Source organism: Streptacidiphilus monticola (assembly GCF_042658505.1).
In the GTDB taxonomy this organism is placed as follows: domain Bacteria; phylum Actinomycetota; class Actinomycetes; order Streptomycetales; family Streptomycetaceae; genus Streptacidiphilus; species Streptacidiphilus monticola.
In genome coordinates this window covers 1-12,292 of the sequence record NZ_JBHSQJ010000183.1, presented here as the reverse complement: position 1 = coordinate 12,292, position 12,292 = coordinate 1, and the positions used below count along the sequence as shown (strand labels likewise).

9 protein-coding genes and 2 pseudogenes are annotated in these 12,292 nt (G+C 68.6%); 5 read left to right on the top strand and 6 right to left on the bottom strand.

Annotated features, from left to right (window positions below):
• The first annotated feature begins 131 nt into the window (after positions 1 to 131).
• From ACFP3V_RS31145 to tpg, 3 genes and pseudogenes are all read left to right on the top strand, one after another.
• On the top strand, positions 132 to 554 hold the full coding sequence (locus ACFP3V_RS31145; protein WP_380590983.1) for a hypothetical protein: 423 nt from the start codon (positions 132 to 134) through the stop codon (positions 552 to 554).
• Between the two features lie 59 nt (positions 555 to 613).
• Positions 614 to 763 carry a hypothetical protein gene (locus ACFP3V_RS31140; protein WP_380590980.1) on the top strand — a complete coding sequence of 50 codons (150 nt, stop codon included), beginning with the start codon at positions 614 to 616 and terminating at the stop codon, positions 761 to 763.
• A 94-nt stretch (positions 764 to 857) separates the two neighbouring features.
• Positions 858 to 1,148, top strand: a pseudogene (tpg, locus tag ACFP3V_RS31135) (telomere-protecting terminal protein Tpg); the annotation flags it as partial.
• Between the two features lie 256 nt (positions 1,149 to 1,404).
• Here the strand turns inward: tpg and ACFP3V_RS31130 are convergent.
• From ACFP3V_RS31130 to ACFP3V_RS31105, 6 genes and pseudogenes are all read right to left on the bottom strand, one after another.
• A complete protein-coding gene (locus ACFP3V_RS31130; RefSeq protein WP_380590977.1) occupies positions 1,405 to 4,263 on the bottom strand; it encodes a TIGR02391 family protein in 2,859 nt (952 codons plus the stop codon).
• Positions 4,264 to 4,362: 99 nt separating this feature from the next.
• A complete protein-coding gene (locus ACFP3V_RS31125; protein WP_380590974.1) occupies positions 4,363 to 5,043 on the bottom strand; it encodes a DUF4145 domain-containing protein in 681 nt (226 codons plus the stop codon).
• Positions 5,044 to 5,529: 486 nt separating this feature from the next.
• Positions 5,530 to 6,102 (bottom strand): hypothetical protein, encoded by a 573-nt coding sequence (locus ACFP3V_RS31120; RefSeq protein ID WP_380590986.1) that lies wholly within the window; start codon positions 6,100 to 6,102, stop codon positions 5,530 to 5,532.
• Between the two features lie 85 nt (positions 6,103 to 6,187).
• Positions 6,188 to 6,478 (bottom strand): annotated as a pseudogene (locus ACFP3V_RS31115) (hemerythrin domain-containing protein); the annotation flags it as partial.
• A gap of 373 nt (positions 6,479 to 6,851) precedes the next feature.
• Complete coding sequence (locus tag ACFP3V_RS31110; protein WP_380590971.1) at positions 6,852 to 8,408, bottom strand: serine/threonine-protein kinase; 1,557 nt, start codon at positions 8,406 to 8,408, stop codon at positions 6,852 to 6,854.
• Between the two features lie 350 nt (positions 8,409 to 8,758).
• A complete protein-coding gene (locus ACFP3V_RS31105) occupies positions 8,759 to 9,223 on the bottom strand; it encodes a DUF2690 domain-containing protein (RefSeq protein ID WP_380590968.1) in 465 nt (154 codons plus the stop codon).
• 716 nt (positions 9,224 to 9,939) lie between these two features.
• Between ACFP3V_RS31105 and ACFP3V_RS31100 the strand changes: the two genes are divergently transcribed.
• Together ACFP3V_RS31100 and ACFP3V_RS31095 are read left to right on the top strand one after the other, a co-directional pair.
• On the top strand, positions 9,940 to 10,365 hold the full coding sequence (locus ACFP3V_RS31100) for a DUF2690 domain-containing protein (RefSeq protein ID WP_380590965.1): 426 nt from the start codon (positions 9,940 to 9,942) through the stop codon (positions 10,363 to 10,365).
• Between the two features lie 457 nt (positions 10,366 to 10,822).
• Positions 10,823 to 12,151, top strand: a complete 1,329-nt coding sequence (locus ACFP3V_RS31095) for a DUF2637 domain-containing protein (protein WP_380590962.1) — start codon at positions 10,823 to 10,825, stop codon at positions 12,149 to 12,151.
• Positions 12,152 to 12,292 lie beyond the last annotated feature (141 nt).

Genomic DNA, 12,292 nt, shown 5'->3' with positions numbered 1-12,292 from the left:
ACCTGCTGGACGGCCCGCCACGTGAAAGCGCGAGGCTAGCATCTGGTCATGCGTCCACATACCGCGGTTCGAGTCCGCTTCGCTGACCGTGACTACACGAGCGTCTGCCACGCCGGGCAGAATTCGCTCCCGTGAGCCTCCACTTCGAAGTCGTCTTCACCTGCTTCCTCCGGGACGACACGCCCGGCACGGTGCTGGATGTCCTGCGCTGGCACCTCGGCCTGAGCACCGAGCGCCCGACCGGGCTCGACCCTGACGAGCACACATACCAGGTCCTCGCCCCGGACCCGGACAGCCGCCTGCCCGGAGGTGACGTCGCGTCCCTGCGGCGTCAGTCCCGCGGTTTCGCGGCGGGCATGGAGCTCTTCGCGTGGGGCCTGCTCAGCCGCAACCACTGGCTCGACGACGAGATGGGCGAGCTCGTCACCATCCTTGACCTGCTCGCACCCCACATTGAGGAACCCGGCTACGGCGGATACTTCCGCGAGGAGTACGACGCCGAGCCGACCGTCTTTACCTTCCAGAATGGTACCTACGGGCCGCTGAAGCTCTGATACAGGTCCACCGCAGAGGGTCGAAGGTTGAGGCACGAGCTGATGGGGCTCCGGCTTGGGTGAGCCAGGCCGCGATCTGCCGGCGCTGGCCGCCCGGCCTCAACGGGAACCGCCTGTTGTACAACTCACCGGTCACTGGATCCGCCATGGTCGGCCTCCTCCCGGATCTCCGCCTGGTGCGGCTGCTGCTCTTCGCGGCGCTGGCGTAGGTGGCGATCGCCTTGGTCAGATGGTCCCGCGTAGTTTCGCCAACGCCTCGTTGAGGAGGATCTCGCCTACCCTCCTGTGTGCGGCGCTGTCGGACGTAGCGCCGCGGCCGCCACCGGGGGGATCACTGTCGACACCCGCGCCCGGTTCGGCTACCACGCGCCGATCGGATCCACCGATGATCCCCGCGAGCGACAGCTGACCGGCCATCTCCCCGCCGCCTACGCGGTGCGGCTCTTCGACGCCCAGGACGCTGGGGCGAGCGACCAACAGCTGCGCGAAATCGTCGCCGAAGGGTTGCAGGAGATCTATTTCAAGGACGGCGGCCGGGCGCAGGGACTGGAAGTCGAATTCACCGACGTCCGCAATTTCGACGTGGAATTCTAGGTACGGGCAGGCGGATCGCGTGGGCGACGCCGTTAACGCGACGGAGCCTGCATTCCGGTCCGTCGGCGTGGACATCACCTGCCGCCCCGACGTCGCCGACGAGATCGTGCAGCAGCTGCGCGACGCGTCGCCGAGATCCTGGACGGCTACAGCGACGACCAGATTGCCGACTACGGCATTGGCTGAACCCATTGGTCCCGCCTCCCGGGTCTACCGCGCCGGCGTCGCCGTCTGCCTGTGCTGCGCTTGGGTGGGGTCACAGCATGTAGCGCATGATGCGTGCCCCTGAGGGCTCTTCCGCACGAGTGACGAACTCTCCGATGTACACACCTGGCGGAAATTTGGAGTCCGGTCCCGGCGCACACACGGCGAGCGACTGCAGAGTGCGTCCCCCGCTGTACAGCGTGGTTACGTCGCCGTCGGTACTGACATGCTGCAGTTCGCCAGCGTGGAACCGGGTGATGTAGACGCCGCCGTCCGGGGCGGAGGCCAGGGCGCTGATGTCCGCGGCCTGGTCGGATGGGAGCACGTCAGCTGCGGCGCTGGGGGTCCTGGGATCGAAGCGCCACAGGCCAGAGTCGGTGGCACCGGCGGTACCGCCCAGAACCTGTCCGTCGGGGGCTGGTGCCAAGCGATACAGCGGCCTCGGTGGCCTGCCGAGGAACGTCGGTGCGGCACCCGAGACGGGGACCTCCCACAGGCCGCCTGTGTGGGTCGCAACGATCAGGCGCTCCTCGTCGAGCCATGTCAGTGCGGTGACCACAGCATCGTCTGGGGGAAGGAGGACCGTGGCGGCGGTGTAGTCACCGCCCTGACGCTGCACGACAAACACCTCGCGCTGGCCTAGCAGAGCGACCGCGATCGAACCCAGTGGGGAAACCGCGAGCCTGTCGCAGCCCTGGAAGAGAGGAGGGCGCAGCGGAATCCGCGCCGCCGCCGTAATGGCGCTCTGTCCCTGGCTGGCGCGCCACACGTCTGCCTCCCGCGTGGTGAAGAAGAGTGCGTCTGCGCCGAAGGCCAGGTCTGCGACCGGGGGCAGCTGGGTCATCCACGAAGTGACCGTTCCCGCGGGGTGGGCGGCCACTTCGACGGCTGATTGAGCGAAGTGCAGTGGGTTCGCATCACTGCGGTAGCTCACGTGGCCATCGCCTGGTGTCAACGCCTTCACCGACCCGCGGGACTTGGTGTTCAAACGGTGAGGGTCATCGGGGGGAGTGTCGGCAGCTGTGTCCCATTCCGGCCACTCGGCGAAGCCGTCGTTGATCCATCGCAGTGCGCGCAGCGGCGCGACCTCCTTGGTACGAAGCTTGAGCAGTGGGGGTTCGAGGGAGAGTCGGCTGACGACACGGCTGGTCCTGTCGAAGACGACGTCCCCGTCGAGTACGGGGCCGCCTTCATGGATCTTGCAGGTAGGCTCACCCTCGCGGCCGCGGACCCATGCCTCTGGTGCTTGGGCGCCCTGGAAGCGCCATGCGATGTAGTCGCCGGGCCGGTAGAGCTGACGAGTTACCAGCCACCGGCGGCCCACCACGCCGCCGTCGTACACGGTGACGTCGACTGCGGCGAGGTCCTCCGCCTGCCGGGAGCAGTTGCTGTCGTCGTATACGGGGATGCCGACGCGTTCTACTCGGTACCAGTTGGCGGTCGTAGTGGTGCTTGACAGGGTGATCTCGATGCTCGGCCCCTGCTTGATCGCGCCATGGGGCGAACCCGGCAGGTCCCCGTCCGTCAATGCCACGGTCCGCGTCCCGCGGGGAACGCCGACCAGCGAGACTGTGACCGTGCCTGGCGCGGTGTGCACGACTGGGCAGGACACTTCGTCGATGAGGACGTTGGTGCGGGCTGTTTCACGCTCGACGTTCAGAGTGAGTAGGTCGCCTGCCTGCTGGAAGCCGACGACGGACGGGGCAGCGTGCAGGTCACGGTCGAGCAGGTCCAGGAGCATCGAGGCGTACACCAGGATACGCAGGCACTCATGCTCGGTCCGGCAGGTCAGCGCGGGCCGCGACTTGTGGGCGCGGTCCGCGCGTAGCAGCCCGAGCGCGCCGGAGAACAATGCGAAGAGTCGATCCGCGTCCCCAGCTCGGTCCGAGACCTTGATCCGTGGCTTGGGACGTTCGGACTCCTTCGCCTCGTCCTTGGCCTCGTCGCCCCTGCGGGTGCGCCCTTCTTCCCTTGGTGTGGGAATGCCGAATGCGAGACGCAGCAGCCGGTCCCCGATCTCCGTGGACCCGGCCCGCTTCTGCACGGCCTCCTCGACTGTCTTGAAGGCAGCCAGCACAGCCTCGTCGTAGCGGCCCAGGCCGACGCCACTACCCGCGGCGTCCATGATCTCCTGCCGTAGGGGCGCGACCGAGGGACTGGCCGGCGGCGGTGTATCAGGGCCGTCGCCCACACCGTCCCCGCCGCCTGCAGGTCCGCCGCCCGGCCTGATCGGACGTGGGGCCGTCGGCGGGTGTTCGCGGTGCTCTCGCGCCTGGCGGGCCATTTGGTCTTGCAACTCGACCAGTTCCTCGACGCTTGCCACCGTGTTGTACGCCCTGACCCGGGCGCGGTCGATGGTCAATTCCCAGAGCCACGGGTGGCTGGTGTCCCAGCTGGCACCTGACCAGAAATTGGGTAGTCCCTCGCAGAGGATCCGCAGCCGGCGCATCAGAGCGCGTGCGTCCTCCTGCGCCTGTGACCCGTCGGCCACAGCGGAGTCGGGATCGTCTGGCCGCTCGCCGAGGTCCAGGCCGAGGCGTCTGCCCAGCCCGCCGCTGTCGACGGTGAATGAGGCCATGGCCGGATCGAGCTCGTCATTGCGTTCGACGGCCCAGCGTACGAGGGCGAGAAGCGCTGCCAAGTCGTCCGGCCCGCTATCGCAGCGATCGACTCCTCGCAGGGTCAGGCTGACTGGGTCCCGCTCCTGGTAGCCGAATCCGGACCACGGAGGATTGACCAGTCCCTTGGGCATGTCGTCCAGCAACGCCAGTGTGTCGCTGATGGAGTAGCGCGCATACAGGTATCGGTCCAGGACGGAGAACTCTGGCCACCGCTCAGCAGCTGCCGCCAGTTCGTAAACCAGGTTGAGGAAGGACTGCTGAAGCTCAGTCAGCGGTGCTGGAGTGCCCACGGTCGCATTCTCGCACTGAGGCTGGAGATGGCCAGGGACAGGGCCAAATACGCTGACCAGGCCAACGATCCAGGGCCGCCTGCGCTGCGATGCTGCCCATCAGGGTCCTTCGCCCCCTGCGCTTCGCTCGCGCTCCTGGCGCCGCTCCTTCAGCCGGGCCGTCTTGGCAGGGCCCTGGTAGACCTCCTGGAGGATCTCGTCCATGAGGTCGAGGATCTCCTGCGCATCGTCGGCACTCAGAGCCTCGGCCGTTGGGTCGCTGTGCGCGACTTCGTTGCCGCCATACCTGATCTCGTGCGCTGTCTCCTTCGTTGCTCCCCGGATGAATCCCTGTGCCGCCAGGTCGTCGATCTTCTTCTGGAGATTGCCTCTCGTGATGCCCTTGTCCTTGGCGATGGCCTCTACAACGGCACGTGCGAGGGCCACAGCGCCGCGATGGGCGTTGATCGACAGGCAGGCATGAGCCTCAGAAGCAGCAGCCGCGATAGCTTCTGGCACATCCTCGAAGGGCGGCCACCGCACTGCGGATGGCGTCCACTCTTGGATCTCGGTGGCCAGGAAGCGGGCCTTCAACCCGGCCTGCGTGAGCATCCCCATGTCCTCAACGAGGTCAACCTGACCAATGAGCAGACCGAGGCACTCCTCGTTGTCACATCGGAAGGCGGCTCCGAAGGTGTCCCATCTGCGCGTGTCGCCAATCGCACGTCCACGCCGTTGAACGTCGCCAACCAAGGTCATGTGAGTCAGCCGGCCGCACCAGCCACAGGTTGTAGTCGCCATGGACGAAAGATACGGTTCAACACCCCTCGGCGGTGGGTGCCAGGGGCCTTCGCTCTGAGTGAAGGCGGCCCAGAGCGTGGGAGAGGAACCGCCGCCTTCCATGGGCGTCAGCGACGGTGGCCACCACAGCGCTCAGCACACGGGGGGCGGCCGCGACGGCGGGCATGTGGCTCCTCGCGGGGGGCGCTTGCGTCCTGGTGGTGACGGCCGTTGCCGTGGCGCTCGGCTCTGCCTTCGGGCGGCGCGCAGCCACCCCGAAGCGCGGCGGCGCGCACGCTGAAAGTCCTTCTTCGTCCGGACGGCATGCCAGCGGCCGTCGAAGAGGAGCATCCAGGCACTGGAGTGCATCGCTACCACGATGGCCGAGCTGGACCCCCTCATCGCGGTCGCCCTCGCGGCCGAGCACTGGGCCTGGAGGGACGCCTGCGACAGCTGACGGCAGCCCGCCCCTCCTGCGGGAAGCGGCGGCGCGCGGATGCGTTCGGGCTACCAGGTGCGGGCCTTCTTCCTGCGCTCGACGACTGCGGCGAATGCCTTCTGCGCCCTGAGGAGGTCTCCGCCGAAGGCGCCAGCGGCGAGGAGAGGCCACTGGTCGGTGAGTTCCCGCTCGATTCCTTCAGGCAGGCGGTTGCTGTAGCCCCAGTGCCCGTCCAGGTAGAACTCTCCGGGCCAGGCCTCAGCGAGGAAGGACGGCTCCAGGTCCAGGCCGATCATGGATGCGAGGAACTCGAGCCGATCGCAGGCGGCGCTGTAGGCGTCGTCGTCCGGTTCGATGAGTCGCAAGGGCTCGCGTGCGGCGTCGCGCAGCAAGTGGCTCTGCGGGTAGATCCCGTTCCCTGTCAGGAGGCCCCCATTGAGGATCCGCCAGGGGTGGAGGTAGGTGACCGGGGGCTGGAGGGACTCGTTGCCGGACGCCTTCCACTGAGGCTCCCGGAGGATGCGGGCCAGGATGCCCTCGCGGCCGCTGATGACGGCGGCCAGCCCCGTCGTCCAGGTCGCGAGCAGGGACGGATAGTGGCGCAGTGCCTCCAACTCGGGACTGTAGGCGCCGTTGATCACACCGCTGCGGATCCATGTGGGCGGTGGCGTGCCGGTCGAGTGCGCGCAGGGCCTCGGCCAGGAGCAGGGCCGTGTCATGATCGGACCGGGCGCGCCAGCGGCGCGACAGGTGGGTGGCCGCAGCGAGCGCGCCGGCGATGGCCTCGTGTTGTTCGGCCATCCGTGCCACGCCGTTGTTGTCGGGGGCGGCACGTTCGCGCAGCTTGGGCCACAGCAGGTCGTCCTCGCCCTGGTGGTGCTCGGCCAGGGCGCCGAGGACCAGGTCGAGGTGGTCGGCGAGCACCGCGGTACGCCGCCGGTCACCGGGAGCGGCGGTGTCGACCAGATCGGCCAGGAGCGGTATCTCGCGGCGGAAGACGCGGTGCAGGACCACCATCTCCTGCGGGTCCAGACGCTCGTTCACGGTGGCCGGGTCGGCAATGGCGGGCATCAGGGTCCGCTTCTGTGAGGGAACAGTGATCATTCCGGGAAGCCGCCGCCTAGTGACGGCTCCCCTGCCACCCGCAATCAGGTCAAGCCGGTCGCCCCGCTGTGGTCCGAGCCGAGCGCCCGCACCCTTGCTCGCTGAAGTCCTCACTTGCATCAACGGGCGACCACCTGAGGAGTCGAGAGCGGGGCCGAGGAAATTCGAGGATTCTCATCAAAGCTCCGGCAACGAGTGTTGCTCGCTCCACGCACGTGCAGGTAGGTGGCGTCGGGGAGGTTGTAGACGGGCTCGGTGCGCTAGATAGCGAACACGCTCGGTCAGGTCAGTGGTAGGCGGTGGTGATGGTGACGGGTTGCAGGTTGGACCCGTTCGGGTCGGGTTGGTAGTCGATCGTCCAGGGGTTGGTGGTGGTGTCGGGTGTTCCGTAGAGGGCACCGCCCCGGTCGCAGCCGTAGTTGGCGCGTTTGCCGGCGACGGTCACGGTTGCGCCTTGCAGGAAGGTGCAGCGCTGTCCGTCGGCGAGGACGAGTTCCAGGTAGGGAGGCGCGGTGGGGGCCGGCGGCGAGGGAAAGAAGGTCTGTGGGGTGGCAGGTTGGTCCAAGGTCAGCCGCAGGACCTTGTTCAGGTCGGCGCCGTCGAAGCACAGGACATCGCTGGAGCCGCCGGCGGGGCTGAGGAAGCAGGGGTCGCGGATCGACTGGTCGTCTTGGCAGCGCTCGGTGTCGTCGCGGCCGAGGACGTTCGACGGGCCGGTGCACTGGCCGTGGGTGTGCTCGGTGATGGTCACGTCCCGGCCGGGTTGGTTTCCCAGTCCCCAGGGTTCGACGAGGAGGACCTGGGTGTGGGCGGCGGCGCTCGAGCTGCGCGGAGGGGGGGTGGTGGGGCTGGCGTGCGGGGGGCTGGGGGCAGCGGCGGGATGGCCGTTGCCGGGCAGGGTGAGGGTGAAGATCGCTGCCAGGGTCAGGGCGAGGCTGCCGGTGGCGTAGAGGGCGACGCGGCGACGTACTCCACGGGGCGGTGGCGTGGGGACCGTGGTCGCGGGGCGCGGCACCTCGTGGACTGTGGCCAGGGCGGTGGGCTCACGGTCCCCGTTGATGATGTCGATCAGGTCGGGGGCCGAGGGGCGCCCGGCGGGGTCCTTGGAGAAGGCCGGCAGGAGGATGCGGGAAAGCGGCTGGGTGATGCCGGCCAGGTCGGGCGCCTCGTGGACGACGCGGTACAGGACCGCGCTGGCGGGTCCGGTGCCGAAGGGCGGCCGGCCGGTGGCCGCGTGGGCCACGGTGCACGCCCAGGAGAAGATGTCGGACGCGGGTTCGGCTTCGGTGAGGATCTGTTCTGGGGCGAGATAGCCGGGTGTGCCGATCACCAGCCCGGTCGCGGTCAGCGCGGTGGCGTCGGGAAGGTGCGCGATGCCGAAGTCGATGACTTTGGGGCCGTTGGGGCCCAGCAGCACGTTCGAGGGCTTCAGGTCGCGGTGGACCACACCGGCCGCGTGCAAGGACACCAGCGCCTGGGCCAGTCCGCGGGCCAGGCTGATCAGTTCGTCTTCCGCCAGGGGCCCGGCCGTGGCGATGTGCTGGGCCAGGGAGGGCCCGTCGACGTATTCGGTGACCAGGAACGGCAATCCGGCGTGGGATCCGGCGTCCACGACAGCCGCCGTATGCGGGCCGGTGACCGCGCGCATGACCTCGACCTCGCGCCAGAACCGCTCACGAAAGCCTGGCTCATGGGCGACATCCGACCGCATGGTCTTCAGTGCCACCTTCCGGCCGGTCGGATCGGCAGCCAGGTAGACGACCCCCATGCCGCCGGCCCCGAGCCGACCCGCGAGCCGGTAGTTCGCGATATGGCCGGGATCTTCAGCTGCGAGGGGGTGCACCGCGAGCGTTCCTCCTGAGCGACACGCCAACTTCCTTCGCCGAAAGATGCATTGAACTGGGCCGGAGGTCAACCGCGCGGCCGTAAAGGCCGCCCACCCATTGGGGCGGGTGCTCGCCCCGATTGCCTGGCAGAGCCCCGGGGGCCGGGGCTCTGCCAGGGCGCCAGCATCACCACCATGCGACTCTGAGGCACCGAGAACCACGCGGGGCATTGTGAGCCGGGGCCTGCGGAACCGCTGCAGGACCCGGCGTGGCGGCCCTGCACGCCGAAACGGTCCGTCAGGCGACCTGACGGACCGTCCGATAGTTCAGGCCTCGCAGCGTCCACCGGGCGCTGCGGAAACGCGGGTCATACCCAGGGGGTGGAGATCGTCGCACCGTTGTCGAGTTGGACCCATGCGCGGGCTTGCGCTTGCGGGGCGTAGACGACGTCGGTCCATGCCCAGTCGTTGCTGCTGGGGTTGAGCCCGTTGCAGTAGCGGTACTGCTCGGAGTTCGCAGGAATGTTGCCGTAGGCCTTGCGCTCCACGTGCAGCGTCACGCACCAGAAGGGGTTGATGTTCTCCGTCGCCGCCCAGTTGACCTTGCACGAAGGGCTCCAACGCAGCAGCACAGTGCCGCCCGTGTAGGTCGCCGAGGCCACCGTGGTGGCGTCGTTCGCGCATCCCAGAGCGACCGGATCACTGCCATCGCAGCTCGTGGTGCAGCCCTCCGGGGCCACGGACGCCGAGGCCTGCGGGACGTGCGCGCAGATCAACATCCCGGCGGCGGCGAGCACCGCCAGGCCCAGCCGGAGCTTACGGGGCACGGTCATGACATTTCTCCTTTGCTGTCTAACGCCGGCGATCGCGGCGGCCCCAGTCCCCTCGACCGGGCGCCGGGCCGAACAACTCCTAGACGTACAAGGGGGGTTGTCCACGACCTAGTCTTCTGGACAATGTGTGCCAGGGATTTTGTCCGGGAGGGGAGCGGTCTGTGGGGCGTCACATGCGGCCGGTAGATCCGGCGGCTGGACCGGTCGAGCGCTTCGCCTGCGAGTTGCGCGCGCTCCGCGCCCTGGCAGGGGATCCAGCCTTCTGGAAGATGGCGAAACGGTGCGGGGCGTCGAAGAGTGCCTTAGCGGCGGCCGCATCCGGGCGTCAGCTGCCCTCTGAACACGTCGTCAAGGAGTTCGTCGCCGTCTGTGGAGGTGAATGGGCATGGTGGCGGCAGCGATGGGCACAAGCGTCATCGGACTTCGCACGGGTGCAATCCAGCGCTGACCGTTGGCTTCCAGCTCGTAGACCCGCCGCCGTAGTGACGTTGAGACAGCACATCGCGCCGGTGCGTGCCGTCTATGCGGCGGATTCGGCAACCGATGGCCACTCGCCGCCCCGAGCCAGGACACCCAGCTTCAGATTCCGTCGCTGGGCAGCGCTGGGCGGCCTTGCCGGGGTACTGGCAGCTGTCGCCGTCCTCTCGCCCTTGGACCGCCCTGCTGCACCCAAGTCCAAGCCTGGGCCGCAGGGGCCATCATCAGCCTTAGCTTCCGTGCCCGACGGCAGTGATCCGCAGATTGCAGGCTGCACTTCGGACAAGATCGTCCTCGCAAGAAGTCCGATCAAGCTGACAGCAGCCGCGACCGTACACAGCCGAGTGCTCCCCGCCGGAACGACGGTGGGCACGGTATCGCTGGCCTACTCGGCTCATTGCGCTGGCGCCTGGGCCCGCTTCGACCCGACGCCCGGGCTTAACCCCGACCCCACGGACAACCTTGTCGGAGCCCTCACCGTCAGCGCCGACCGGCCGGCCGATCGTGCTGAGACTCTGTGGCGTATGGGCCACATCGACAACGCCTACACCGGACTGCTCCTGTCGGGGCTGGGCTGTGTAGTAGCCAGTGCCCGTGTGGACATGGCGGGGCAAGACGCCTTCGCCGTCGGCCGAACGACGTGCCTGCCTCAATTGACCAGCTGACCGGCGGCGCCCGTGGGCAGCGCCCACGGCTTCACGAACCTCGCCCACCACAGCACCTATGGGCAGCCCTGATGTCTTCGCCGGGCGCAGGCCTACCTGGGGCGGTCGTCGCTCGAACGGGGGATGCGGTGCGCGGGGGCCGTGGTTGACCACAAGGAGACCAGGCGAGCTGGGGGGCAGGGGCGAGGGTGATCGTCATCCACGGCGCGGCGTCGGCTCGCAGCTGCCCGACGTGCGCCGTCGCTCTGCGTTGAACAGCTGGCTGGCGCTGCTCGACCGCGGAGGGCTCTCCCGCCCGGTTCCCGCTCAATGACCGGCTTCGGTATGTGACATAGCGGACATCACGGGCCCCCCGTGCGCCTGTGGGATCACCCGTGAGCCCCGGTGCTGTGAGCTGTGCGGATGGTGTGGGTGACGGTCCGTCACGTGTGTGAAGCTATATGTTCAAGAGGAACCGATGATCCCTGGGGGTGTAGTGGACCGGCCGCAGCTGACGCGGGGGCAGAAGGCCCTGGCCACCACTGTTGTCACCGGTACCGCGTTCATCGCGTTGATCGGTTTCGTCGGCTCCTACGCCGCGGTGCGGGACCTGGCCGGCCGGGAGGGCTTCGGCTGGTTCTCCTGGGTCTTCCCTATCGGTGTTGATGTCGGCATCACGGTCATGATCTCGCTGGACCTGCTGCTGACCTGGCTGCGGATCCCGCTTCCGCTGATCCGGTACCTCGCGTGGGTGTTCACGGCGGCGACGGTGGTGTTCAACGCGGCGACCGCGTGGCCGCGGCCGCTGGCGACCGGGATGCACGCGGTCGTGCCGTTGATGTTCATCGCCGGGGTGGAGGCGGCCCGGTGGTCGATCGGGAAGCTCGCGGAGATCGTCGCCGACACCTACATGGAGCGCACCCGCTTCGGCCGCTGGATTTTGGCGCCGGTGGCGACGTTCCGGCTGTGGCGGCGCCGGATCCTGTGGGAGCTGCGCTCCAACAGCGAGGCGATCGAGATGGAACGCCGCCGCCTTGTGTTCCGCGCCCGCCTCAAGCACGCCTACGGGCGCCGCTGGCGCACCAAGGCCCCGGTGGAACTTGTCCTGATGTTGAAGCTCGCCAACCTCGGGGAGCGTTTGCCCGAGTTCCGCCTGCATCTGGCGGACCCGCAGGCCCAGCGGTTCCTCGGCACCGCACCGGACAGTGCGCCCGTGGTGGAGGCTGCCGGCCCGGCCACGGCCACCGGGCAGGCCGTGCCATCGGCCGTGTCCGAGGCTGTGGGGCTGCCCTCCCCGCGTAGGGAGACCGCGCCCGACACCCCGACCGGTCAGGAAGCGCCGGTGCAGCCTGAGCAGGAGGTCCAGGCCGCCGCGTTGCCGTTGGAGACGGACGCGGAGGTGGATCAGGTCGACGCCGACGTCGCGGCCGGGCCGGTGGAGGACGCCACCGGTGTCGAGGCCGCGCTGTCCGAGGAGGAGGGGCCGGCGCCGGCGGAGTTCGATCTGTTCCCTTATGTGCCGGGCGTCGAGGAGGCTGTCTTCGGGCCGCTGCCGCGGCTGACGCCGGCCGGGCAGCGCTATTACCAGGCCTTCGTGGACTTCACCCGGGCCAAGCATGCCTTCCCCAACGGCACCGAACTCAGCGACTGGCTCGCCCAGCAGGGCGTCACCCGCGACGGGGCACCGTTGAGTCCTGCCGGTCTGCGGCGCTACCTGCCCGACTATCGCAGGCTCTACTCCGCGCAGCACCACGCCCAGCAGGGGGTCGGCGTTCCGGCCGGGCACGCGGCGGGCTCGGCCCCCTGACGTCGGGAAGAGCCAGGGCCCCGTGCGTCGCCGAGGTGACACGGTTCTTGTGGCCTCGCCGGCGTGAACGTTGTGGAGCCGGATCCATCACGTCGCCCCGAGTGAGCTGCCCCCGGTTCTGTGGAGTCCCTGAAGCCAGGC

Coding starts and splice junctions, on each gene's coding strand:
- ACFP3V_RS31125 (WP_380590974.1), bottom strand. CDS start 5,043: ATGGCGACTACAACCTGTGGCTGGTGCGGCCGGCTGACTCACATGACC.
- ACFP3V_RS31105 (WP_380590968.1), bottom strand. CDS start 9,223: ATGACCGTGCCCCGTAAGCTCCGGCTGGGCCTGGCGGTGCTCGCCGCC.
- ACFP3V_RS31095 (WP_380590962.1), top strand. CDS start 10,823: ATGATCCCTGGGGGTGTAGTGGACCGGCCGCAGCTGACGCGGGGGCAG.